Source organism: Peribacillus sp. Bi134 (genome assembly GCF_918698065.1).
GTDB lineage: Bacteria > Bacillota > Bacilli > Bacillales > DSM-1321 > Peribacillus.
On sequence record NZ_CAKKLN010000005.1, the window covers coordinates 311,595 to 336,590 of the forward strand.

The 24,996-nt window shown below is 42.1% G+C and carries 20 protein-coding genes; 1 reads left to right on the forward strand and 19 read right to left on the reverse strand.

The window, feature by feature from the left end:
* The 7 genes from LQ188_RS12790 to LQ188_RS12820 form a co-directional block, all read right to left on the reverse strand.
* A complete protein-coding gene (locus tag LQ188_RS12790) occupies positions 1–1,911 on the reverse strand; it encodes a methylmalonyl-CoA mutase family protein (RefSeq protein WP_230176994.1) in 1,911 nt (636 codons plus the stop codon).
* A gap of 601 nt (positions 1,912–2,512) precedes the next feature.
* Positions 2,513–3,799: a dihydrolipoamide acetyltransferase family protein gene (locus LQ188_RS12795; RefSeq protein ID WP_230176995.1), complete on the reverse strand. Its 1,287-nt coding sequence runs from the start codon at positions 3,797–3,799 to the stop codon at positions 2,513–2,515.
* A gap of 26 nt (positions 3,800–3,825) precedes the next feature.
* Complete coding sequence (locus tag LQ188_RS12800) at positions 3,826–4,809, reverse strand: alpha-ketoacid dehydrogenase subunit beta (protein ID WP_101222514.1); 984 nt, start codon at positions 4,807–4,809, stop codon at positions 3,826–3,828.
* Positions 4,810–4,821: 12 nt separating this feature from the next.
* Positions 4,822–5,817 (reverse strand): thiamine pyrophosphate-dependent dehydrogenase E1 component subunit alpha, encoded by a 996-nt coding sequence (locus LQ188_RS12805; protein WP_101222515.1) that lies wholly within the window; start codon positions 5,815–5,817, stop codon positions 4,822–4,824.
* A gap of 24 nt (positions 5,818–5,841) precedes the next feature.
* On the reverse strand, positions 5,842–7,263 hold the full coding sequence (lpdA, locus tag LQ188_RS12810; protein ID WP_230176996.1) for a dihydrolipoyl dehydrogenase: 1,422 nt from the start codon (positions 7,261–7,263) through the stop codon (positions 5,842–5,844).
* A gap of 131 nt (positions 7,264–7,394) precedes the next feature.
* A complete protein-coding gene (gene bcd, locus LQ188_RS12815; RefSeq protein WP_101222517.1) occupies positions 7,395–8,492 on the reverse strand; it encodes a branched-chain amino acid dehydrogenase in 1,098 nt (365 codons plus the stop codon).
* Between the two features lie 368 nt (positions 8,493–8,860).
* Positions 8,861–10,918, reverse strand: coding sequence for a sigma-54-dependent Fis family transcriptional regulator (locus LQ188_RS12820; protein ID WP_230176997.1), 2,058 nt, complete (start codon positions 10,916–10,918; stop codon positions 8,861–8,863).
* 205 nt (positions 10,919–11,123) lie between these two features.
* Between LQ188_RS12820 and LQ188_RS12825 the strand changes: the two genes are divergently transcribed.
* Positions 11,124–11,360, forward strand: coding sequence for a DUF2627 domain-containing protein (locus LQ188_RS12825; protein ID WP_101222519.1), 237 nt, complete (start codon positions 11,124–11,126; stop codon positions 11,358–11,360).
* A gap of 43 nt (positions 11,361–11,403) precedes the next feature.
* On the opposite strand, the gene LQ188_RS12830 is transcribed toward LQ188_RS12825, so the two are convergent.
* The 12 genes from LQ188_RS12830 to folD all read right to left on the reverse strand — a co-directional run bounded on the left by LQ188_RS12830 (position 11,404) and on the right by folD (position 24,980).
* The gene (locus tag LQ188_RS12830) at positions 11,404–12,138 is read right to left on the reverse strand and encodes a glycerophosphodiester phosphodiesterase (protein WP_101222520.1); all 735 of its coding nucleotides are present in this window, start codon (positions 12,136–12,138) and stop codon (positions 11,404–11,406) included.
* A gap of 71 nt (positions 12,139–12,209) precedes the next feature.
* A complete protein-coding gene (locus LQ188_RS12835) occupies positions 12,210–12,419 on the reverse strand; it encodes a hypothetical protein (RefSeq protein WP_230176998.1) in 210 nt (69 codons plus the stop codon).
* A 1,014-nt stretch (positions 12,420–13,433) separates the two neighbouring features.
* Complete coding sequence (spo0A, locus tag LQ188_RS12840; protein ID WP_137016177.1) at positions 13,434–14,225, reverse strand: sporulation transcription factor Spo0A; 792 nt, start codon at positions 14,223–14,225, stop codon at positions 13,434–13,436.
* 329 nt (positions 14,226–14,554) lie between these two features.
* Complete coding sequence (gene spoIVB, locus LQ188_RS12845) at positions 14,555–15,847, reverse strand: SpoIVB peptidase (RefSeq protein WP_101222522.1); 1,293 nt, start codon at positions 15,845–15,847, stop codon at positions 14,555–14,557.
* A gap of 161 nt (positions 15,848–16,008) precedes the next feature.
* The gene (gene recN, locus LQ188_RS12850) at positions 16,009–17,724 is read right to left on the reverse strand and encodes a DNA repair protein RecN (protein WP_101222523.1); all 1,716 of its coding nucleotides are present in this window, start codon (positions 17,722–17,724) and stop codon (positions 16,009–16,011) included.
* A 22-nt stretch (positions 17,725–17,746) separates the two neighbouring features.
* Positions 17,747–18,196, reverse strand: coding sequence for a transcriptional regulator ArgR (gene argR, locus LQ188_RS12855; protein WP_034308279.1), 450 nt, complete (start codon positions 18,194–18,196; stop codon positions 17,747–17,749).
* A gap of 328 nt (positions 18,197–18,524) precedes the next feature.
* Entirely contained in the window at positions 18,525–19,352 is an 828-nt protein-coding gene (locus tag LQ188_RS12860; protein ID WP_230176999.1) for a TlyA family RNA methyltransferase, read from the reverse strand.
* Between the two features lie 4 nt (positions 19,353–19,356).
* Positions 19,357–21,249, reverse strand: a complete 1,893-nt coding sequence (gene dxs, locus LQ188_RS12865; RefSeq protein WP_230177000.1) for a 1-deoxy-D-xylulose-5-phosphate synthase — start codon at positions 21,247–21,249, stop codon at positions 19,357–19,359.
* 248 nt (positions 21,250–21,497) lie between these two features.
* Complete coding sequence (locus LQ188_RS12870) at positions 21,498–22,391, reverse strand: polyprenyl synthetase family protein (RefSeq protein WP_230177001.1); 894 nt, start codon at positions 22,389–22,391, stop codon at positions 21,498–21,500.
* 1 nt (position 22,392) lies between these two features.
* Entirely contained in the window at positions 22,393–22,626 is a 234-nt protein-coding gene (locus tag LQ188_RS12875) for an exodeoxyribonuclease VII small subunit (protein ID WP_034308286.1), read from the reverse strand.
* The gene (xseA, locus tag LQ188_RS12880; protein ID WP_101222526.1) at positions 22,623–23,975 is read right to left on the reverse strand and encodes an exodeoxyribonuclease VII large subunit; all 1,353 of its coding nucleotides are present in this window, start codon (positions 23,973–23,975) and stop codon (positions 22,623–22,625) included. The genes LQ188_RS12875 and xseA overlap by 4 nt, the downstream gene beginning before the upstream one ends.
* 129 nt (positions 23,976–24,104) lie before the next feature.
* Positions 24,105–24,980, reverse strand: a complete 876-nt coding sequence (gene folD / locus LQ188_RS12885; RefSeq protein ID WP_101222527.1) for a bifunctional methylenetetrahydrofolate dehydrogenase/methenyltetrahydrofolate cyclohydrolase FolD — start codon at positions 24,978–24,980, stop codon at positions 24,105–24,107.
* Between the last annotated feature and the right edge of the window lie 16 nt (positions 24,981–24,996).

Below are 24,996 nucleotides of genomic sequence, written 5' to 3' on the forward strand. Positions count from 1 at the left end.
TCAGTTCACCCCCAGCTTCTGCAATAATTCCGATAAAATGGCTATTGCATTCGTTTTGACATGGATAAAATCTTTGACTCCGGCTTCACTTAGTGTAATCTCAAATTCTTCTTGCTGCTTGCCGGCACTATAAATAGTGATTTCAGGGAATTGCTTTTTAATTTCTTTAATGGTGACTGGCGCCAATTCCGAATAGTCACCATCACTGCCGCAAACACAATAGATAGGGAGCTTGGTCGCAGCTACATAATCGACTGCTTCCTCAACGGTTTGACACCCCTTACTGCCGGTTGTTTCAATACCACCTGCTGCAGCAAGACTTGTAACGAAATCTGCACGAGGTTTATAAGATTTGAGATTTTTCAAATTAATTAAACCAATAGTTGGGGCCGTTCCACTTATTTCTTTATACTTTTCACTGCGTAGCCTTAACTGTTCGAACTGAATGGATACCCGATCCAAGTAAAGTGGTGTAATGCCAACCGGCTTCTCAACTTTCATATATGACACATGGTTATCCCGTGTCGTGGTTTTAATCTTATCAGCAGGATTCGGATATACATTCGTTCCGATGATACTTTCTTTTCTGAAAGCCGCATTTTGAACCTTTTCTTGGTAAACTTCAGCTATTTCCTTCTGAAGGGTGCCTTGTTTAATTAGCTCAAGAATCCCTCCAGCTGCATCGATTTCAAGGAATTCCGCCCAAGCCTTTTCAGCCAATTCATCCGTTAGTTGCTCAACATACCATGAACCGCCAGCAGGATCGACCACTGTTGTGATATTTGTTTCTTCTTTTAAAATCAAGTGAGTATTACGGGCAATTCTTTCTGAGAAATCATCGGTTTCACCAGTTGCGTGTGTGAATGGATGAATTTGAAGATATTGAATGCCTCCAATTGCGGCAGCGAAAGCTTGGTTTGTTGTCCGAAGAATATTGACGTGCTGATCATATAGCGTTTCTGTCAACTCGGAAGTAACGGCATGTATCGCCATTTTAAAATGGTCAGATGCTGTATCGAAAGCTTCTGCAAGACCTGCCCAGAGCCTTCTTGCAGCCCGTAGCTTAGCGATGGACATGAAGTAATTCGAATCCACAGCAAAAGAGAATACTATTCTTTCGGAAACCGAAGCAATAGGAAGCCCTTGCTTTTGCCCTTCCAATAGATATTGGACCGCTGCCGATAATCCGTAAGCTATTTCTTGTACGGCATTGGCTCCTCCATTATGGTAGACTGCCGTATTAATCAAAACTGTTTTTAAATCCCTGCCTACCTTCTGATAATCTTGGATTGTCTTCAGCCAGTCTGCAAAATAGTTATCCGTATCTTCTGGCAGCTGACCGCAAATGAGCCATTCTGCAATGGGATCTTCAGCAATAACGCCTGTCATTTGGGTATTTTGTGCTTCGGCAACCGCTTTGAATTGAGGGAATAATCCTTTTTGTTTCCCCTTAAGGTCAATGAAAACCGGTATTTCTTTTAATGGGATATCCTTAAACAATTTTTCAGCCCTTGCTCCCTCGGCAAGCAATCGTGCAGGGTATGCCACGACATTTTGACCGCGCTTGAATGAAGCCTTCATCTTTTCATTTGCTTCTTCAGCCGTGATACCGCTTACAGGTTGAACGACAAGCCAAGGTTTCTCATGATATCCCGTTGGGGACGTTCCTCGGGTGAAAGGGAAGAATCCTGGCAATTCGGCTACTTTTTCCGTTGATTCCGCCTTTTCTGTATAGAGCGGATATAAAGTAATGCCCTCATATGTATTCGTTTTTAGCTTTTCTACACTTTTCCCTTTTAAACTTGCTTCCGCAGCTTCTTTCCACTCTTCAAAAGAAGGCTTAGGAAAGGTTATGTTTTTTACATCTTTCAGTTCCATCTGTAATCGCTTTCTTATCTTTTGCCGCCTCATACGCCCTGTCCCTTCATTCGGAGAACGAACGCTCAGTCAGTTTTGGATAAGAAAACCACCCTCCCGTCAATTTAATCTGGATTATACTAACATTCTACCATATTTTTCTTTAAATTTAAGACAATAGAAATTAGCAAATCTGTTATAAGGGAAAACACTAGCCTATTTCGCCTCTTTATAAATCAAGTACAGCCCTGATCTGTATTAGAACAGCTCTTAATAAAATAATAGCAAAAATAAAATTTTTGTCGATGTTTTTCTACGGAAAAGAGAAATGACTGGGTTAAACTTTGGCGAACGAATCGGCATACTTCATCTTTGACTAAATCAAAAGTGAAAGGGAAATCGATAACTGCTAGACTAAATGAAGTTCAGGAACCACCCTCATCACCTTAGGTATGGTTTCAAAATTTTAAAACAATGGTGATTGAAACGGGTTTGCGAGACTCCTGCTTGGAAGAGCGCGTCCAGTGGAACCCCATGCCTGGAGTTCCAAACAACGTTCAAATTGTAGCAATCATAAAAAAACTGTAGGCAAACTCGATTCATCGAGTTTGCCTACAGTCTAAAGGAATAACCCTCGGCCTTCCTTTTTTTCATTTTAGTATATGGAAGTGTTATCTTTGGAAATCTTTTCGATGATTTCTTTAACCCTCGCGAGGAATCGTCCGCATACCAGTCCGTCCAAAACACGATGATCAAGTGATAAACAGAGATTTACCATATCTCGTACTGCAATCATGTCATTTATGACCACTGGCCGTTTTACAATCGTTTCAACTTGTAAAATGGCCGCCTGTGGATAATTGATGATTCCCATGGACTGGACAGAGCCGAATGAGCCAGTGTTATTAATAGTGAACGTACCACCTTGCATATCCTCTGCTTTTAACTTACCTGACTTCACTTTGGATGCAAGTTCCTGTATCTCCCTTGCTATACCTTTGATTGATTTTTCATCTGCATTTTTAATGACCGGTACAAATAATGCATCTTCAGTTGCAACGGCTATCGATATATTGATTTCTTTCTTTTGTATGATTTTTTCGCCTGCCCACATCGAATTGAGCTCTGGAAATTCCGTAAGGGCTTGAGCAACCGCTTTTACGAAAAAGGCAAAGTACGTTAAATTATAGCCTTCTTTTTGTTTAAAGTCGGATTTTAGATTATCACGCAATTTCACCATATTGCTTGCGTCAACTTCCACCATCGTCCAAGCATGCGGGATTTCGTGCTTACTTTTCAACATATTGGACGCAATTGCCTTACGGATTCCGGTAACGGGTATTTCCTTGTCACCAGCAGCAGTCGGCACATTTGTTACTGGACTGGTTTGACGACTAACTTGAGGGGCGACCTCTTTTGGAGCCGGATCGGATATCACGGAAGGCTCATCCGCCTTAGGAAGATTCCCTGATTCAACAAGTTTCAGTAAATCTTTACGGGTGATCCGTCCCTCATTCCCCGTTCCTTTAACCTTTGAAAGATCGATTCCATGCTCCTGGGAAAGTTTTAACACGGCAGGCGAATAGCGAGCTTTCCTTGATGGTTCGGCCGCTTGCTGCACTTCTCTTGTAACAGGTGCATCAACATTTTCCTCATTCTGAGAAACAGCTTGCTCAGCATTATCGTTATCCGTCTTTGCCGTTTCGACTTCAATCGAGCAAATGACTTCCCCGACTGCCAATGTTTGATTCTCATCCGCTTTCAATTCCTTGATGATGCCCGTAAAGGAAGAAGGAACCTCAGCATTTACTTTATCCGTCATCACTTCAGCTAGCGGATCGTATTTCGTGACATGATCCCCAGGCTTCACTAGCCATTTACTGATGGTTCCCTCTGTGACACTTTCTCCTAGTTGAGGCATCTTCATTAATTCCATAGCCATAAATCGTTCCTCCTTCTTAACAGTCATTAATACTCAGCCAATTCCCTCATTGCTTTTTCCACTTTATCAGGATTCACCATAAATTGTTTTTCCATCGTAGGCGCATATGGCATGGCTGGTACATCAGGTCCGGCCAATCGTTTTACAGGGGCATCCAAATCAAAAAGGCAATGCTCGGCAATGATGGCTGCGACCTCACTCATGATGCTTCCTTCTTTATTATCTTCCGTAACCAGTAATACTTTCCCCGTTTTAGAAGCCGCTTCTATGATAGCATCCTTATCCAAAGGATAGACGGTACGCAAGTCAAGAACATGTGCAGAAATTCCATCTGCAGCTAATTTTTCTGCTGCCTGAAGGGCAAAATGCACACAAAGGCCATAGGAGATGACAGTAATGTCTTCCCCTTCCCTTTTCACATCCGCCTTACCGATGGGAAGTACATAATCTTCAGTGGGTACCTCACCCTTGATCAAGCGGTACGCGCGTTTATGTTCAAAGAAAAGCACTGGATCTTCGTCGCGAATGGCAGCTTTAAGCAAACCCTTTACATCATAAGGAGTGGAAGGCATCACTATTTTCAAACCCGGCTGATTGGCAAAGATTGCTTCAACCGATTGTGAATGATAAAGAGCTCCATGAATCCCTCCGCCATATGGAGCACGGATTACCATTGGACAGCTCCAGTCATTATTAGAACGATATCTAATTTTGGCTGCCTCTGAAACGATTTGGTTAATGGCAGGCATGATGAAATCAGCGAATTGCATCTCAGCTATCGGCCGAAGCCCATACATGGCGGCTCCAATTCCCACTCCTGCAATTGCAGATTCAGCGAGCGGGGTATCGATGACCCTGGCTTCACCGAATTGGTCGTATAAGCCATTAGTGGCTTTAAAGACCCCACCTTTTTTTCCTACATCCTCACCCAATACGAATACACGGGAATCACGTTCCATCTCTTCCCTCATTGCCATTGTCACGGCATCTATATATGAAATCACTGGCATTCTATTACCCCCTTACTTTTGTGCATACACATGATTCATAGCACTTTCAGCCTTCGGATATGGAGCATTTTCAGCATAATCGGTTGCTTCGTTGACTATCTTCATGACTTCATCATTCATTTGTTTCTCTAGGTCATCATCCATGATTCCCACTTCTTTTAAATACGCTCCAAATGTCATTATGGAATCCTTCGTTTTGGCTTCGGCCACTTCGTCTGCCGTCCGGTAGCTTCGGTCATCATCATCACTTGAATGAGGTGTGAGCCTGTATGAAACGGTTTCTACCAGTGTAGGACCTTCTCCCCTTCGTGCACGGTCAGCCGCTTCTTTCACCGCTGCATACACTTCCAATGGATCATTGCCATCCACCGTTATTCCAGGCATCCCATAGCCAATCGCCCTGTCGGAAACATTTTCACACGATAGCTGTTTCGAAATAGGAACGGAAATCGCATATTTATTATTTTCACACATGAAAATGACCGGTAGCTTATGCACACCTGCAAAGTTGGCCCCTTCATGAAAATCGCCCTGATTGGATGAACCTTCCCCAAACGTTACGAATGTTACCAAATCCTTACCTTCCATCTTCCCTGCAAGGGCAATTCCAACAGCATGCGGGACCTGTGTCGTTACAGGTGATGATCCAGTGACAATCCTATTTTTCTTTTGACCGAAATGACCAGGCATCTGGCGCCCGCCGGAATTGGGATCTTCCTCTTTGGCGAAACCGGAAAGCATCAAGTCTTTAGCGGTCATTCCGAAGGTAAGTACCACACCTACATCCCGATAATAAGGCAGTACATAATCCTTTTGCCGATCTAGCGCAAACGCTGCCCCAACCTGTGCAGCTTCTTGCCCCTGGCAGGAAATCACGAAGGGAATTTTCCCGGATCGGTTTAAAAGCCACATGCGCTCATCAATTCTGCGGGACAAAAGCATTGTCCGGTACATATCTAAAACCGTTTCCTCATTTAAGCCTAATTGTTCATGACGTTTTTCTACCATCATAAAACCTCCTGACCTTATTCTTTAAGAATGTATGGCACGTCCATCGACAGCAAGGGCCGCCTCTCCGATTGCTTCAGAAAGACTTGGGTGCGGATGGATTGTCTTGCCTATCTCCCAAGGTGTCGCATCAAGCACTTTAGCAAGTCCCGCTTCAGAAATCATATCCGTAACATGTGGCCCGATCATATGAACGCCCAGTATATCATCCGTTTTCTTATCGGCGATGATTTTGACAAAACCATCCGCTTCCCCGAAAACAAGGGCCTTACCAACTGCACGGAATGGGAATTTCCCAATTTTAAGATCAAAGCCTTCCTTGTTTGCCTGTTCTTCCGTCAAACCGACACTTGCAGCTTCAGGGCTTGAATACACACATTTTGAAATGAGCGAATAATCCAGCCGTTCCGGTTTTTGGCCTGCGATATGTTCAACGGCCGTAATGCCTTCATGGGAGGCAACGTGAGCCAATTGCAGACCGCCGATGCAATCACCGATCGCATAAATATGTGTTTCCTTCGTTTGGAAGAAGTCATTGGTTTCAATAAAACCTTTTTCTTTCACAATTTCCGTATTTTCAAGGCCGATCCCTTCAACATTTGCTGATCTGCCTACGGACACCAACATTTTTTCAGCTATGAATTCCTCTACCGAACCTTTGACTTCAGCAGAAATGGTTACTGAAGCATCCGTTTTCAGGGTTTCAGGCAATACCTTGGCACCTGTAACGAACTTGACGCCTTTTTTCGTTAGGAGACGAAGCATTTCACTGGAAATATCATGGTCTTCAGTCGGGATGATTCTATCTGCATATTCGAGTACTGTCACTTCCACACCAAAATCATTAAGCATCGAAGCCCATTCAATGCCGATAACTCCACCGCCTACAATAATCATTGATTTTGGCAGGCTCTCAAGCTTTAGAGCTTCATCCGATGTAAGCACCAATTCCCCATCAATCGCTAAACCGGGCAGTGTCTTTGGACGCGAACCCGTTGCAATGATGACATTCTGGGGAATGAGCATTTCATTTTCACTGCCATCATTCATTTCCACGGAAATTGTCCCAGGCATCGGTGAAAATATAGAAGGACCCAGTATACGCCCTAACCCTTCATAAACCGTTATCTTTCCTTGTTTCATCAAGTGCTGAACACCTTTATAGAGTTGATCGACCACTTTATTCTTTCTTTCCTGCACCTTAAGGAAATCTACCTTTACATCCCCGGTAACAATACCGAATTCCTCACTTTTCACTGCAGTCTGATAAACTTCCGCACTCCTTAAAAGTGCTTTCGAAGGGATACAGCCTTTATGTAGACACGTTCCGCCGAGCTTGCCTTTCTCCACGACAGCCGTTTTCAATCCTAATTGAGCAGCCCTTATTGCCGCCACATACCCGCCTGTTCCTCCTCCGAGGATAACGAGGTCAAATTCTTCAGCCAAAACCACTCCTCCTCACAAATACATACAGTTTGTCACCATTTTTACTTGTCCTATGTTTATTACGTTATCCATGTTGAAAATTCCTGTGTTTATTAAAAAAAACACAGGAATCTAATCTTGTAAAACTACATTCATTTTCTTCCATTCAAGATATGTTTTTCATTTTGCAAGAATTGGCTCCTTGAATTCCTCATGCGAGCAATTCGCTCCTCTGCCATCCTATCCGCGGCTTTATAAGTTGGGATTTGATCACGTTTTGCAATCTCGATGACTCTTTCAATTGTATCATAAACCGTTTCCACTTTCTTAAGGGCTCTTTCCCGATTATACCCTAAAAGCTCATCGGCCACGTTTATGACTCCACCTGCATTAATAACATAATCAGGGGCGTATATAATACCTTTTTCATGAATTTGATCGCCATGAACAGTTTCTTTTAACTGATTATTGGCCGCACCTGCAATGACCTTCGCCTTGATTTGATTGATTGTTTGATCATTTATGACAGCCCCTAAAGCACAAGGTGCATAGATATCACAGTCGACTCCATAAATTTCATCTGGATTAACTGCGGACGCCCCAAAGGATTCAACCGCACGGGCCACGCTTTCTTTATTGATATCCGTAACGATCAGCTTGGCGCCCTCCTCATGAAGGTGACGGCATAAGTTATAAGAAACATTCCCGACGCCTTGGACCGCAACCACCTTACCTTCTAAAGAATCAGTTCCGAATGCCTCTTTTGCAGCAGCCTTCATACCTCGGTATACCCCATATGCAGTTACAGGGGAAGGATTACCCGAAGAACCGAATGCAGGGGAAATCCCAGTGACAAAATCCGTCTCCTCATGAATGAGATCCATATCCTCAACCGTTGTACCTACATCTTCAGCTGTTATATAACGCCCATTCAGCCCTTGGATATATCTTCCGAATGCACGGAACATCTCTTCATTTTTATCCTTACGCGGGTCGCCGATGATGACGGTCTTCCCCCCGCCTAAATTCAAACCTGCAGCGGCGTTCTTATATGTCATTCCTCTCGAAAGCCTTAAGGCATCTTCAATGGCATCTTCTTCAGATGCGTACGTCCACATCCTTGTGCCTCCAAGCGCAGGCCCTAATGTTGTATCATGAATGGCAATAATCGCTTTCAAACCCGATTGTTTGTCCTGACAGAATAGCAGTTGCTCGTAATCATACTTCTCAAGATATTTAAAAATTTCCATAAAGGAATCCTCCCTAGATGTTTTAATACATGTCAGATATGAGGACACTGAATTTCTCCTCATTCCTACTTGTTCCCACGTTCATTTTAAATAAAATCCGCTACTCACATGATATTTTCCCTATGGGGAATGGTTCCCTTGAAAAATCCATACACCTTTAAATATGCAAATAACATGCCAATAAAATACATAATGAGAGCGTTTTTATCCAAAATAAGGAGATGCTGGTTTATATGTTGGGCAACTATAGCCTATAACAAATTGAAAAAAATTTCATGTTAGAAGTGGAGTCTCGCTTAAATTAAAATAAATCAGAAAATTCCGTGCAGTTTTTTTCATAGTGCGCAATTACTTGCGTGCAAAAAATTTCACAGTTTTAGTTTTTCCATTTTGTAATATAGATTTCTGACAGATATCCCAAGAGCTTTTGCCGTAAGTGTTTTATTTCCCTTGTGGGTATGGAACGCTTGCTGAATGATATCGGCTTCATACTGGTCTATTATCTCCGAGAGCGGTTTCCCCGATACGTAGCCAGAAGGGTGCATTAATAATTTCTCTTGCTTTACTGGAATCTCTTCGATAAAATCCGGAATATGCTGTATATCAATGATCGTCTCGTTCAATTTCATGAAAATGATTGCCCGTCCTAAGATATTTTCCAGTTCCCTAACATTACCTGGCCAGTTGTAGATTTGCATTTTATGTATAGCTGCTGCTGTAATTCCCTCTATGCTTCGTCCATACTCCTGATTGATTTTATTAATCAAATGCTCCGCCAATTCTCTCAAATCCTCTTTTCTCTTTCTTAATGGAGCAATGAAAATAGGCATGCGGTTCAGCCTGAAATATAAGTCTTCCCTGAATGATCCGTTTGCGATTGCCTCTTCGAGATTGATATTCGTAGCGGCTATGACCCGGACATTGATGGGAATCGGCTTCGTCCCCCCCACTCTGACGATTTCCTTTTCTTGTAAAACTCGAAGTAACTTAGCTTGGATGTTGGCTGGTAATTCACCAATTTCGTCCAAAAAGATACTCCCTTGATTTGCCTCTTCAAAAAAACCGACCTTTCCGCCCCTATTTGCTCCTGTAAAGGCTCCTTCATCATAACCGAACAGTTCACTTTCAAGTAATGATTCCGAGATGGCCGCACAATTTACACGAACGAATTTATTGAATTTCCTATCGCTCGCATTATGGATGGCATGTGCAAATAACTCTTTGCCAGTCCCTGATTCCCCTCTTAATAAGACAGTAGCAGGTGTTCTTGCCGATAATTTCGCCTGTTCAATGGGAAGCTTCATCTCTTCGGAAGCCCCGATTATATCATCAAAGGAATATTTAGCCTGCAATGTCCGGATGATCTGTCTTGCCCGATTCAGTTCGTGGGTCAGGGCTTGAATTTCCGATACATCATGAATGACGCCAACGCTCCCTTTCAGGCACCCGTCCACAATGATTGGAGCAACATTCACGATCACTTCCTTATGTTTTGGGCCGACACGCATATTGACACCCCGAACAGGCTTTTTTGTCTGAAGTACTTTCATATGCATACTTTCACCTTCATAAATATCGATGGAAGCCGGCTTACCGATCACTTGGGTCTTTGTTAATCCCGTGATTCTTGTATATGCCGGATTGATCAAAAGCCCCCTGCCTTGATCATCCACAACGGATATGGCTTCATCACTGGATTGAATGATCGCCTGAAGCATCGTCTGTATCTCTTTTAAATCGGTGATCTGCTCCGCCAATTGTACAGCTTCCGTTTTATTCCTAAACACTGAAAAAGCCCCTATGATTTCCTTATCGGCATTCACAAGAGGTATCCTTGTCGTTATGAGTTCCATTCCATTGCTAAGGGTGATTTCCTGATTCACTTCTTTTTGGTTTGTTTGCATCACTCGCAGCAATCCAGTTGAAGGGATGAAATCTTTGATATGTCTGCCTATCACATCCTCGCGCTTTGTGTCAGTTGCTCGTTCGGCACTATCATTGAACATGATGATGAATCCTCCATGATCAATCACCACCATCCCTTCACTGGTCGTATTAAGGATCAAGTCCATTTTTGCCGAGGTATTCTCCAATTTACTTATTAAACGATTTTTCTCTTCAAACAACTTAGTCATAATGAGGGCGACACTTCCAGGAATGAGAATCGTTTGTTCGTCCATGTCCCTTTTTATCCTTTTATAGACAGACGGGTCTCCGGTCGTATCAAAAATGATGTCCAAATCCCGCTCCAATCCAAGGCTCCAATTAGTCACTGAAGGGATCCCTCGTTCCTTTGCAGCAAGCATCCCTTCAGCGGATTCATTCTTATCAGCCATACAAACAATGGAGAATACTTCACTTTCCGATAGGAGTTTCAACACGGTTGTCCCTCCCACTCCTCCCCCTACTATCATGACCTTTTGCATGAGCCATCCCCCTTAAGATATAATTACCCCTTTTATTAGATCAATCTATGCAATTTTTTTCATACTTCACACCATTTTACCATATCGGCTCCCTTTAAAAACAGCCACCAACTCCCAGCCATTATCTACATTCCCGAAACTTGACAAATAATTTATATCCTTTATCATTTTTTAAAGACGGAATTTTCGGAAGGGATTTGACTGCATGAAACGTTTAATCGCTTTTTTGATTCTTTTTATACCCGGTGCCTTTGCTGCCTATGGCATAAAAATAATGAGGGACATGGTGTTCGGTATTCTACAGCCTCCCTATCCAGTCCTTTGGCTGCAATTTTTAATAGGACTTCTCATTACGATTGGCGGAATAGCCTTCATCGCCGGCTTCGTCCTTCATCGAGATCGAAAACAAAATAAGGTCCAAAGCAGGTTCAATAAATTTTAAACGCAAAAAGAAGGTGCCATGTATCATATGGCACCTTCTTTCTTTATCTTGATTTCAATCCTTCCCTGACCCGTACGGCTGCCTCGGGAAAATCGGTTATGATGCCGCTGCACCCCAATTTGAATAGCCTCTTCATCTCGGCTTCTTTATTAATGGTATATGGCCGTACAGGAACACCCATACTCACAGATGTTTGAATGAGCGCATCAGGGACAACCCGGATATTTGGATGGATTGCACTTCCTCCTATTGCCTTGGCATATATCCAAGGCATGTATAGACCATCCCTATAAAGCGGTGCGGTTTCCAATTCAGGTGCCAATTGATGGCAATTGACCAAGCTATAATGATTGAAAGAAGAAAGGATAATCCTTTCCTCCATATCGTAAGTACGGATGAGTCGGATGACTTTCTCTTCTAAGCCTGGATACAAAAAAAGTGTATTTTTTAACTCAATGTTGCAAAAAAGCTGATTATCGTCAAGCCAAATGAATAGTTCTTCAAGTGTCGGAATCTTTTCTTTACCCAATTTACCATTATAGTTTGAAGAAGCATTAAGGTTTTTCAACTCCTTCAAGGTCCTGTCTTTTACATATCCCGAGGCATTCGTGGTCCGATCGAGCTTTTCATCGTGAATGATGACCACTTCCCCATCTTTTGAGAGCTGGACATCCGTTTCAATACCGTCCGCCCCGACACGGGCAGCTTCTTTGAACGCCGACATCGTATTTTCCGGATGTGTTCCTGCTGAGCCTCGATGTGCAAAGATTAAGGTCATGGAGAAACGCCGCCTCTCTCAATAATGGTTATATCCCAATGTTATGAACAGAAACAGCAAATTATTTTCATCTAGTTCAATACTTTAATAAAATGCAGTTGATTATTTTCTGCATAGAAGGTTCCTTTCGTCAAATCACTCAATTTTTTTTGCATGCTTTTGATTTGCAAGCAAGCATCCGGAAAAGCCATTTGACCAATCGTAATTTCCCCTCCCCCTTTTGATTCAAGCATATCCATGATTGACTTCCGTTTTTCATCCAATATATATATTTGAACCATCAACCTCTCGTATTGATTTCCTGTTTGTTCATATTGAAAATTTTGCTCACAAGTCAATTCTCCAAGAGGCGTTTGATACACTTCAAGCTTTTCATTATTGATTCAAGTTTCATTATTATTGAAACATATTTTGTCTTCCCAATTCCTCAATCAGCGTCTATAAATAACCTGAAAGAAATTTTACCAAAAAATATCATAAATTTAGTTTAATATCCGTTTCAATAGTGTACAAAAAAAGATTGTCCAAAATGGAAAACCTCCAATATGTTTTGCGCCTCTGAACTTTATAACTTAAGATTAAACTATGCTTCTTTTTTAACGAGCTTCTTCTACTTTTTTAAACATTTCTCCCCTCCGGTCCTTTTCTAACAGGTTTCCGGATTCCCATTACACCAGCTTTATCACTCGTTTAAGTCCACTTTATTAACTGAGTTGAATCTGTTACGGAATCGAAAGGTAAAATAACCGACATTATTACGCAACTATTTTCCAACTGTGTTGCAATGCGCATAGTCGAGTGTTTGAAAATGTGCGTATAAAGATGCCTGACCTTACAAATTTACAAACGAAGTCGGCAAGTCGAAATCATAAAAAAAACGCCCAACAATGGACGTCATGACTCTTCCCTATAAAATATTTGATTGACCGTGATTTCCTTTCACTAATGAGCTTTGCATTGTTAAAAGGTTCACTGGCCTCTTTTTCGTAGCGGTTATACTGATATACGCTTAGCCCTATAATTGCGCAAATTCCGTTCGGGTCATACGATGGTCATGACGTCATTCTTTCAATCGATACGGATTGACATAAATACCAGGCCCCTATACAAAAATAATAGCCGCCCAGTTTGGACGACTGCGGAATTTTCCTATATACTGACTCGTAACGATGCCGTTTATCCGCAAAATACGATCAGTCTTTATTGATATTCCACCGGAAAGTTTATCGGATTAGCGATAAATTCACGGTTAAATTCCCGTCCAAATTGCCGTCAAATCAACGATCCTACACTTGTCAAGAAGCTTTGTGTTCGAGGCGCAGCTTATCGGCAACCATGGCAATGAATTCGGAATTTGTAGGTTTTGCCTTAGTCATGCTTACGGTATATCCGAAAAGGGATGAAATGGATTCTATATTGCCACGGCTCCAGGCCACTTCAATCGCATGCCTGATAGCACGTTCAACACGGCTCGCCGTAGTATTGTATTTTTTTGCGATATCCGGATATAAAACTTTGGTGATGGAGCCCAATAGTTCAATATCATTATATACCATGGATATGGCTTCCCTTAAATACAAATAGCCCTTTATATGTGCAGGGACTCCAATCTCGTGTATGATGCTTGTGATGCTGGCATCGAGGTTCTTCGGCTTGGATTCATTTTGGGGACGATAGCTAAACTGACTATGATTTTTTAAAACTGCCTGACCTTTACTGCTTACCTGACGTATGTGATTGGCCAGATTTTCCATATCAAATGGCTTCAGGATAAAGTAAGACGCACCCAAATCAACAGCTTTTTTCGTTACATCTTCTTGACCAAAGGCAGTAAGCATAATCACATTAGGCATGGCACCCCGTTTTACTTCACGAAGTTTTTCTAGCACACCTAACCCATCTAAATGAGGCATGATAATATCGAGGATCAATATATCCGGGTCAACGCTTTCAAGCATACCCAGGCAATCTTGACCGTTATGTGCCACCCCAATTACTTCCATGTCATCCTGTGCAGAAATGTATTCTTCCAGAAGGCCAACAAGTTCTCTATTATCATCTACAACGCACACCTTAATTTTTTTCACGCTTGATTTCCTCCTCAACTACAATTGGTCTTTTTTTCTATATGACTAAATTCTATTGTAATTGAACTTTTCGACAATGGAAACTAAATTCCTTTTATTTTTGAAAAAATATAAGGAATTCAATATTATTCTCCGGATATCTCTTGTTTTCGACTTCGTTTGCTATTCGAATAAAGCGATTGTCGAAAAATCTTCATTTCGTTATCATTTTATCACATCGTTTCAAAAAAACCTCTATTTTTCGAAGAAATCAATTTAATTCCTACCCAAAATCTATGCTAATCATAACTTTCCATTAAAAAGGGGCATCCAAAAGGATACCCGGATTCTTAGCTTGCCTTTTCATAATTATCTTTGTCGTATATATTAATACCGGCTTCGTTTAACATCCATTCGATATGGACTCCATACCCACTTGTAGGATCATTAACGAATACATGGGTGACTGCACCGATTAATTTCCCATTTTGTATGATAGGACTGCCGCTCATACCTTGAACGATCCCACCCGTTTTTTGAAGCAATTCCTTATCCGTCACTTTTAAGACCATTCCCTTAATTGCGGGGAACTTCTGTGGTATGGAACTGACGATTTCAACATCGAATTCCTCCACTTCAGAACCATCCACCACTGTAAGGATTTTTGCTGGTCCTTCCTTTACCTCATGGGAAAGGGTGATGGGGAGTGGCTTATCGTTAATTCCATTTTTAAAATCTTGATTTAACTTCCCAAAAATTCCAAAGGGACTATTGCGATTGATATTTCCTATTTTTTCTTTATTGGAAGAAAAGCGTGCAAGTTTTTCTCCCGGATCACCATTGCTTCCCTTTTCGATGGATGTGACCGTCGATTGAACAATCTGTCCGTCCTTTACAACAATCGGCTTCTTTGTATCCATATCGGATATGACATGTCCCAAAGCCCCGTATTTTTTCGAATCCGGGTGATAAAACGTCATCGTTCCGATGCCAGCTGCCGAATCACGGATATACAAACCCAATTTGTAAGTTCCTTCATTCTTATCTTTTAGAGGTAATAGGGTACTGTGAAGCACTTCATTATCACGGTTAATGACAAGATTCAACGCCTCACCCTTTTCACCTGCCTGCTGAACAAAAGGGGTTACATCCCCCATCTTCTTTATCGTCTGACCATTGATTTCTGTAATAATATCACCGATTTCAATTTTTGCTTTTTCTCCCGGTGATTTTTTCCCCTGCGCAGTATCAATAAGATGATGACCTACTACGAGAACCCCAAGAGTATTAAGCTTTACTCCAATGGATTGGCCTCCAGGCATGACCTTAAAGTCTTTTAACACCCTGATGTCGACCTTTTTGGCAGGTAAGCCTGCTACATCGAGTAACACTTCATTCGTACCTGGTTTCTCAGCACCAAGTGTAATCGAGGCTTGTTCATCATGAAGCGAAATTCCATCACTGGATCCCGAAGTTTTTGCAGTAACAGGCAATGATTTGGAAATACTATATTGACTTCCTTCAAATAGTACAAGATGATTTGGAATTAAAAAATATTCACGAGATGGCTGGTATAACCCTAATGTTAATAGCGAAACAAGGAGAATTCCACCGATGATCCTGTTTATCCATATAAATTTCAATCCATTCACTCTCCTCGCTCTCTGAAACTTTATGGCTACACCTTTAATTTAGCCCTCATGACAATCATTTATAACAGGTGCAAAAAATAAAAGCTATCCGTTTTTGGATAGCTTTACAATGAATGCTTATGATAAGTTTAAATAATGTTCTTACCGGCCCTTCATGATGTAATCTTCAGCCTTTTGGCCAGCTGGATTAATTCATTGGCATGCTGCTTCGTCAAATCCGTTATCTCGACTCCTGAAATCATCCTGCCGATTTCTTTTACTTTTTCGGTTTCAATTAGCGGCTTGACCGAGGTATTCGTGCGTCCGGCCCTTACATTTTTCGCTATAAAAAGATGGGTATCCGCCATAGCGGCCACTTGTGGCAAATGGGATATGCACAATACTTGTGATCCAGTTGCCACTTTATAGATCTTTTCGGCAATGGATTGTGCAACCCGTCCGCTCACACCTGTGTCAACTTCATCAAATATAATGGATGTTATGCCTTGATGCTTGGAGAAAATGCTTTTCAAAGCCAGCATGATCCTCGACAGTTCTCCCCCAGATGCGATTTTGGAAAGAGGTTTTAACGGTTCACCTGGATTGGTGGAAATATAAAATTCCATTGAATCCAGACCTGACTGATTAATGCCCCTATCTGACAATTCATCGAAAGTATAAGCCGTTTGAAGGAAATGTGGTTCGAAAATTGTCTTTTCCATGTATAAATCTTTTAATTCCTGATGGATCTTTTTGGTTAACTGCTGAGCGAATTTCTGGCGAAGTTCAGAAAGATTCTTTGCTTCGACAATTAAATCTGCCTTGATGGATTTCATTTCCTTTTCGAGCTTCGCTATATGGGTTTCCCTATTTTGCAGTTTTTCGACTTCTTCTTCTATAGCGGCTCCATATTCCAGGATTTCCTCGATGGTCCGCCCGTATTTCCGCTTTAATTGATTTATTTCATTAAGGCGGCCTTCAATGAATTCCACACGTTCTGTATCATAATCCAAGGAGTCTAATTGGTCTCGGATGTTTGACACGGCCTCTTCAAGCAGGAAGTAGCTATTTGAAACGGTTTCAGAGCTATTCTTTAAACCCTCATCAAGCCCTGCAGCTTCCTCTAAATTATTCATGGCTACGGAAAGCCAATCAATTGCATGCTGCTCACCATTTAAAGCATTATAACTGGTTTGCAGCGCTTCATGAATTTTTTCGAAATTATTAATTTTCTTCCGCTCTTCCATCAATTCTTCATCTTCGCGTAACTTCAAATCAGCTTTTTGGATTTCATCGAATTGAAATTGGATCAAATCAAGGCGATGGACCATTTGCTGTTCATTTTGGCTCAAGCCATTCAATTGTTTAGAAGCGGTTTCATAACGTTTAAATAGCTTTTGGTATTCAGTGAGCGCAGATGCGATTTTTTCACCGCCGAATTGATCGAGCAGTGGAAGATGGAGTCGTTCATCCATTAATTCCTGATGCTCATGCTGACCATGGATATCTATCAATGTCCGGCCTATCTCGCGTAAAGTGGAAATCGTTACAAGCTTACCATTCACCCTGCAAACGCTTTTGCCGCTTTGTGAGATGTCCCTTCGAAGTATCGCCATCCCATCATTCATATCCAGGCCAAACTCTTCCGCTTTGGCAAAGACCGGGTGTTTTTCATCTTCAATTTGGAATAATCCTTCTATTTCGGCCTTAGACTCTCCATGCCGAATGAACTCTGCTGAACCACGTCCCCCAACCAAAAGATGAACGGCATCTATTATGATTGACTTCCCTGCCCCTGTTTCTCCTGTCAAGACCGTCAAGCCTTTCTCAAATGAAACGGACAGGCTGTCTATGATCGCAAAATTCCTAATCGATAGTTCTGTTAACAAACTAGGTCACCTCACAACATTATTAGAGCATGTCCAAGAATTTGCCGGAAATGATCTTTGCATCTTCCTCAGAACGGCAGATAATCAAACAAGTATCGTCGCCGCCGATCGTCCCGAGTATTTCTTGCCAATTTAAATTATCAATCAATGCGCAGATTGCCTGGGCATTACCTGGGAGCATCTTCATAACCAGTAAATTGTTGGCTGAGTCAATGCGTACAAATGCATCGACAAGGATTCTCTTTAATTTTTGAAGTGGATTGAAGCGCTGGTCGGCCGGCAGACTGTATTTATACCTTCCATCCGTCAATGGAACCTTTACAAGGTGAAGCTCTTTAATATCCCTTGAAACAGTAGCTTGAGTTACATTGTATCCAGCTAATTTCAATTCTTCAACTAACTCATCCTGGGTTTCGATATCATTATTCGTTATGATGTCCCTTATTTTTATATGTCGTTGTCCTTTATTCATAAGTAGAAGCACCTCTTCTCAACTGTTGCTCATATTAATGGTAATTGGTATCACTTTCATTTTTCACTTAAGCAAGCTGCCCCAATATGGGATTGCTCGTTATCTTCAGTACGTGCAAATAGGCCGCTTTAGAAAGTGGCTAATATTAATGTTATCGGATTTTTATGCAATTGTACAACTTTTTCTCTAAAAATGAATACAAGTCTATTTTTTGTACGTACCTATTTTATGTATGCACCCTTAAATGATTCAATGGGATGACCACAATGTAAAGTTAAAAAGCTCCTTTAGCCAACCATTCAGCCAAAGGAGCCCATACAAGTACTAACTATTCTTTTTTAAATTGAGCATGGGCCTCTCCAACGATGTCATCAACCGTTTTCGAAAGCAATATCGCTCCATCATCCTTCGACCCTTGCCAGTGTAAATGAAGTAAGAATTCAATATTCCCATCACCGCCTGTAATCGGTGAGAAGGAGGCATCCTTAATATCATAGCCTTCCTTTATAGAAAAAGAAATGATCTTATCCAATACTTGTTTATGAATTTTGGGATCGCGAACAATCCCCTTTTTACCCACTTGATCCTTTCCAGCTTCGAATTGCGGTTTAACCAATGCAACGACATCACTATTCGGGACGAGCAAGGTCTTTAGCACAGGTAAAATTAACGTAAGCGAGATGAAAGAAACATCAATGCTTGCAAAGTTTGGCATCTCCCCATCGAGATCGGCGGGTGTAACATAACGGAAATTGGTTCGTTCCATTACCTTAACCCGCTCATCCTGCCTGAGCTTCCAGGCAAGTTGATTATAGCCCACATCAAGCGCATATGACATGAGAGCGCCATTTTGCAACGCACAATCCGTGAACCCACCAGTCGATGAACCGATATCAAGCAGTACTTTTCCATTCACTTGTAAATCGAATTCCCTTAATGCCTTCTCAAGTTTAAGACCGCCTCTTGAAACGTAAGGCATGACTTTTCCTTTGATCGTGAATTCGAGATCGACCGGCACTTTTTCCCCCGGTTTTTCGTACCTTTCTTCATTCGCGTAGACAAGGCCTGCCATGACCATACGCTTCGCTTTTTCACGTGTATCGGCCAAGCCTTGTTCTACAAGTAATACATCTACTCTTTCTTTCATCACTTTCATATTGTCAGGCCCTTTTTTCTTTTTTGGGTGTTATCATTTTAATCTTTTTGATCGCGGTCTCAGTCGTTAAACCGATTTCTTCAAGCAGTTCATCGACACTTCCATGTTCAATGAAATAATCAGGTATCCCCATTCGATCTATAATTGCCCCATAAAATCCTTGATCATGGGCATATTCAAGTACTGAACTACCAAAACCACCTTGAAGAACCGCTTCTTCTATTGTCAAAATCGGCATTTTTTCACCAAGGAGACTGCTTAGCATGTTCTCATCCAAAGGCTTAATGAAGCGGGCATTGATCACCTTAACTGAATAATCCTCTTTCTCGAGCAGTTCTGCCGCTTCAAGAGCCATCGGAATCGTTGTACCGAACGTTAAGATGGCGGCATCCGTTCCTTCTTTAAGAACTTCCCACGAACCGATTGGAATCTGCTGTAATTCAGTATCCATCACAACTCCCCAACCATTCCCACGAGGGAAACGCATAGCAATCGGACCATCATTATAGTTTAAGGCCGTATTGACCATATGCTGACCTTCGTTTTCATCTTTCGGCATCATCAATACCATATTCGGTACATGGCGTAAGAAAGCAATGTCGAAAACGCCTTGATGCGTTTCACCATCGGAGCCAACCAATCCGGCACGGTCGATCCCGATGAATACGTTCAAATTCTGACGGCAGATATCATGCACCACCTGGTCATAAGCCCTTTGCAGGAATGTTGAATATATAGCCAGGAAAGGTTTCATTTTTTGAGTTGCCAATCCGGCTGCAAAAGTTGCAGCATGCTGCTCGGCAATCCCTACATCATAGAAACGCCCTGGAAACTCTTGGGAAAAGCCCACCAATTTCGAACCTACGGGCATTGCAGGTGTAATCGCGACAATCCGTTCATCGTCACGGGCTAGCCTGCTGACAGTATCGCTTACAAGAGCGCTCCAAGCAGGACCTTTACTAGGGGATTTCACGAAATCGCCTGTCTCGATTTTGTATGGGCCTGTCCCATGCCAGTTTCCTGTTGTATCCAGCTCGGCAGGTGAATAGCCCTTGCCTTTTTTCGTGATGACATGCAGCAGTACAGGTCCCTTCGTTTTCTTGGCATATCTTAAATTCTCCAGCAATTCTTCATAATTATGACCATCCACTGGTCCTAGGTATGTGAAACCGAGCTCCTCGAAAAAGATTCCTGAAACCAATAAGTACTTCATGCTATCCTTCAGGCGTTCAGCTGTAGCTGCAAGTTTGCCACCGACTGCAGGGATTTTTTTCAAAAGCAGCTCCAATTCATCTTTTGCCCAGTTATATTTGCCTGCTGTACGCAATCTTCCCAATATCGTGTGCAGGGCACCTACGTTAGGGGCTATGGACATTTCATTATCATTCAGGATAACGATCATGTCCTTTTTTTCATCACCGATATGATTTAACGCTTCAAGCGCCATTCCGCCTGTTAGGGCACCGTCCCCGATCACTGGCAAAATAAAACTGTTTTCACCTTTGATATCACGGGCAGCCGCCATTCCCATTGCAGCTGAAAGGGAAGTCGAACTGTGACCGGTTTCCCAAACATCATGGGGGCTTTCAATCATTTTAGGAAAACCGCAAAGACCTTTGTATTTCTTTAAGGTATCGAACTCCCCTGCTCTGCCAGTCAGGATCTTATGGACATAGGATTGGTGTCCGACATCCCATAAAATTTTATCATTCGGACTGTCGAATTCTTTATGCAAGGCTATAGTCAACTCGACGACACCTAAATTCGGACCAATATGCCCACCTGTCACCGATAATTTTTCCACAAGGAATTTACGTACTTCCACACTTAACTCGACAAGTTCTTCATTATTCATCTTCTTCAAAAAAGAAGGGTCTTTTATAGATAGAAGATCCAAACAGGACCACTCACTTTCTGTCATTTTCGGTTGTAAGCATAAACAAAGCCTCATGAAAGAGGGCTATGGGGGACTTGACCGAAAAATTGGTTTTAAGTTAAAAAATAGCCGCCAACACCCAGGTGATTTCGGCGGCTTAATATACCTATTTTATCACGTATCTCAATTAAAAAATTCATTATGATTTTCACATATTTTTGCACAATGAGTATACCATAAAACCTCAATTGATAACAAATTTAGCTCAATCAATGGTTACGGTTCGCTATTAAATCGGTTAGTTCATTCAACAAACCCGTTTGTAGGGTTGTTTTTCCTAAAGCGGCATGGGCAAGTTCTATATGATGCTCCAACTTTTCCTTTGCCCCTTGAAGCGTAAGTAAAGAAGGATATGTGCTTTTATGATTACCCACATCACTGCCAACCGGCTTGCCGATCAACTCGACGGACCCTTCAATATCCAGAATATCATCCCGAATTTGAAATGCAAGCCCCAGGTGGTATGCAAAGTCACGTAAATGGAGTTGCTGTTCTTCATTCGCTCCGGATAATATAGCACCGGAAAGGATGCTTGCATTCAATAACTTCCCTGTTTTATGTTCATGGATATACTCCAATTCCTGAAGGGTCAGCTGTTTATTTTCACCTTCCATATCGGCAACTTGACCTCCAACCATTCCTTCGGCTCCGGCAGACTTCGCAATTTCACTTACAAGGTTCAGCTTCATTTCAGCCGTCACCTCGGGATCGATCATATCCGTCACCAATTGAAAGCTGTATGTAAGAAGCGCGTCACCTGCCAATATTGCAACCGCTTCACCGAACACTTTATGGTTAGTCGGTTTTCCGCGGCGGAGATCATCATCATCCATCGCTGGAAGATCATCATGAATCAAAGAATATGTATGGATCATTTCAATGGCAGCCGCTGCAGGTATCCCGATCCTCAAGCTTTTCCCAAAGGCCTCCAGAACCGCAAAGACCAATAACGGGCGAATCCGTTTACCCCCTGCCTCCAGCGAATAGATCATGGCTTCTTTGACCACTGCCGGTGCTTTAAGTTTATTGACATATTCTACGATTTCCCGTTCTATAACCGTTTTATATTCTTTAGAAAACATTTCAAAGGACGCCGTACCCATGTCATTCTTCCTCCTGTACAGCGAAGTTTTCAAGTTCCCCATCTTCGCGTAAAATTTGAGTCAACTGATCTTCAACAGCCTTAAGCTTTGAATGGCAAAGCCTTGATAAATCCATTCCTTGTTTATATATGGAGATGGCTTCTTCCAAGGGCACATCGCCTTCTTCCAACTGTTCCACAATTTTTTCGAGATTCTCCATCGCTTCTTCAAATGTAGCTTCTTGTTTTTTTGTCATGGTTCAATCCGCTCCTTTATTTCTTTAATTTCACATTCAAGGGTTCCATCTTTAATCGAAACCGCTATCTTATCCCCTTTGGATACTTGCTGTGTACTTTTCACTAATGTCTCATCTTCAGCAAAAACCAATCCATAGCCCCGTTCCATGATTTTTAGTGGACTGAGGGCAGACAAAGTGGCTGTAATATGAACGAATTGCTGTGATTTTTGCCGATAGATGGCTTCCATGGCCCTACGTAAAACCTTTGCATGCTGCTGCAATTCATCTTTCGCATTTTTCACCGCTTGTTCAGGATGCTGCTTTTTCAGAATTTCGTTCAGCTGATTCAGCTCATCTCTCTTTTTCATGAAATATCGCGTGCTGGTCCTCCCTAGCCTGTCCATCGTCTTGTCTAGCTGTTCCAGCTTCTGTTCATACATTTTATGCGGATAACGGAAAGCATAAGACCTCTCCATCCTGGTCAAACGGGTTCGTTCAAAATTGACCGCTTCTTGAATGGAGCGGGTCAACCGATTTTTGCGGTTCATCAGGCGTTCGAGTATTTCATTTAAGTGAGGAACCGCTAACTCCGCTGCACCAGTCGGTGTAGGAGCACGCATATCGGCGACAAAATCAGCAATTGTAAAATCGGTTTCGTGACCGACAGCAGAAATTACCGGTATATCGGAATCATAAATCGATTCAGCCACTATCTCCTCATTAAAGGCCCATAGCTCCTCGATCGACCCGCCGCCCCTTCCAACAATGAGAACATCACTTTCCGCCCTTGCGTTAGCCATTGAAATTGCCTTGGCAATCGATTTAGCGGCATTATTCCCTTGTACAAGTGCCGGATAAACGATAATCCTGGCGATTGGATATCTCCGCTTGATGGTTATAAGGATATCTCTTAATGCAGCTCCGGTCGGGGATGTTATGACTCCTACAGACTTAGGGTACTGTGGGATCGGCTTCTTATGTTCGGCCAAAAACAAACCTGCCGCCTCCAGCTTTTTCTTCAGCTGTTCATAAGCAAGATACAAATCCCCCACACCATCAGGGGCCATGCTTTTCACATAAAGCTGATACTGTCCCCCAGCTTCATATAATGATATATCGCCCTTAACAAGTACCTTCATACCATTTTCGGGCAGGAATTTCATCCCTTTATTATTGGCGGCAAACATAACGGAAAGAAGTCGGGCCTTCTCATCCTTTAAAGTAAAATACATATGTCCGCTTGTATGTTGTTTAAAATTCGAAATTTCACCTTTTATGTATACATTTTGCAAATGGGGGTCGGCATCGAATTTCCTTTTGATGTACTTAGTTAAAGCCGACACACTCAAATATTGTTGGTTGCTCATATAATGTCTCCTTCCGATTGAAATCGGATTTAAAGAAAACTCACCTATGGATCCATGAATGGAAAAAAAGCGGTCTCCCGTTATTATAAAACAAGAGGTCCGCTTCTTTAAAATAATTTAACGTTTTTTTCAGCTTTTTAATGCTTGCTTGTTCAGTTCAAGTGCTTTTTGAGCAGATTTGACCGTATTCTTCATAAGCATCGTAATCGTCATGGGACCAACGCCTTTAGGAACAGGTGTAATGTATGAAGCCTTATTTTTCACTTCATCAAACGCCACATCACCGCAAAGCTTCCCTTCATCATTCCTGTTCATTCCGACGTCAATGACGACTGCGCCTTCTTTAATATGGTCACTCGTGATCGTGTCCCTCTTTCCGACAGCTGCCACAACGACATCGGCTTGCTTGGTATAATATGCAAGATCCTTTGTCCGTGAATGACAGTAAGTAACGGTTGCATTTGCATTCAAGAACAATTGTCCGGCTGGTTTTCCGACGATATTACTTCTCCCTACGATGACAACATGCTTACCTTCAAGGTCATAGTCGATATACTCAAGCATCACCATGACGCCGTATGGGGTACAAGGTAAAAATGCATCCTGTCCCGTCATCATCCGCCCAATATTAATCGGGTGGAAACCATCTACATCCTTTTCAGGGGAAATCGCTTCAATGATCGCTTTTTCCTGAATATGTCCAGGCAATGGCAGCTGCACCAATATACCATGAATGCTGTCATCCTGGTTTAATTCAGCAATGCTCTGAATTAATTCCTCCTGAGAGAGCTCCGCAGGCTTTTTAATTAATACGGAATGCATGCCCAAGTCCTCACAGGCCTTTTGCTTATTGCGCACATAGGTTTGTGATGCTTGATTGTCACCCACCAGGATTACAGCCAAACCTGGAACGATATTTTTTTCACGTAACTGTTGAACTTCCTTACTGATTTCCTGCCTAACTGACTCTGCAATTTCTTTACCATTAATGATTTGAGCTGACATGTGTTTATTCCTCCCA

What these genes read in the sequence shown, in the direction of transcription:
- LQ188_RS12825 (WP_101222519.1), top strand. Translation starts at nt 11,124, where the DNA reads ATGAAACGTTTAATCGCTTTTTTGATTCTTTTTATACCCGGTGCCTTT.
- LQ188_RS12875 (WP_034308286.1), bottom strand. Translation starts at nt 22,626, where the DNA reads ATGACAAAAAAACAAGAAGCTACATTTGAAGAAGCGATGGAGAATCTC.
- LQ188_RS12790 (WP_230176994.1), bottom strand. Translation starts at nt 1,911, where the DNA reads ATGAGGCGGCAAAAGATAAGAAAGCGATTACAGATGGAACTGAAAGAT.
- LQ188_RS12800 (WP_101222514.1), bottom strand. Translation starts at nt 4,809, where the DNA reads ATGCCAGTGATTTCATATATAGATGCCGTGACAATGGCAATGAGGGAA.
- LQ188_RS12835 (WP_230176998.1), bottom strand. Translation starts at nt 12,419, where the DNA reads ATGGTTCAAATATATATATTGGATGAAAAACGGAAGTCAATCATGGAT.
- xseA (WP_101222526.1), bottom strand. Translation starts at nt 23,975, where the DNA reads ATGAGCAACCAACAATATTTGAGTGTGTCGGCTTTAACTAAGTACATC.
- LQ188_RS12830 (WP_101222520.1), bottom strand. Translation starts at nt 12,138, where the DNA reads ATGACCTTAATCTTTGCACATCGAGGCTCAGCAGGAACACATCCGGAA.
- argR (WP_034308279.1), bottom strand. Translation starts at nt 18,196, where the DNA reads ATGAATAAAGGACAACGACATATAAAAATAAGGGACATCATAACGAAT.
- bcd (WP_101222517.1), bottom strand. Translation starts at nt 8,492, where the DNA reads ATGGAAATTTTTAAATATCTTGAGAAGTATGATTACGAGCAACTGCTA.
- folD (WP_101222527.1), bottom strand. Translation starts at nt 24,980, where the DNA reads ATGTCAGCTCAAATCATTAATGGTAAAGAAATTGCAGAGTCAGTTAGG.
- LQ188_RS12870 (WP_230177001.1), bottom strand. Translation starts at nt 22,391, where the DNA reads ATGGGTACGGCGTCCTTTGAAATGTTTTCTAAAGAATATAAAACGGTT.
- LQ188_RS12860 (WP_230176999.1), bottom strand. Translation starts at nt 19,352, where the DNA reads ATGAAAGTGATGAAAGAAAGAGTAGATGTATTACTTGTAGAACAAGGC.
- LQ188_RS12805 (WP_101222515.1), bottom strand. Translation starts at nt 5,817, where the DNA reads ATGGTAGAAAAACGTCATGAACAATTAGGCTTAAATGAGGAAACGGTT.
- LQ188_RS12795 (WP_230176995.1), bottom strand. Translation starts at nt 3,799, where the DNA reads ATGGCTATGGAATTAATGAAGATGCCTCAACTAGGAGAAAGTGTCACA.
- LQ188_RS12820 (WP_230176997.1), bottom strand. Translation starts at nt 10,918, where the DNA reads ATGCAAAAGGTCATGATAGTAGGGGGAGGAGTGGGAGGGACAACCGTG.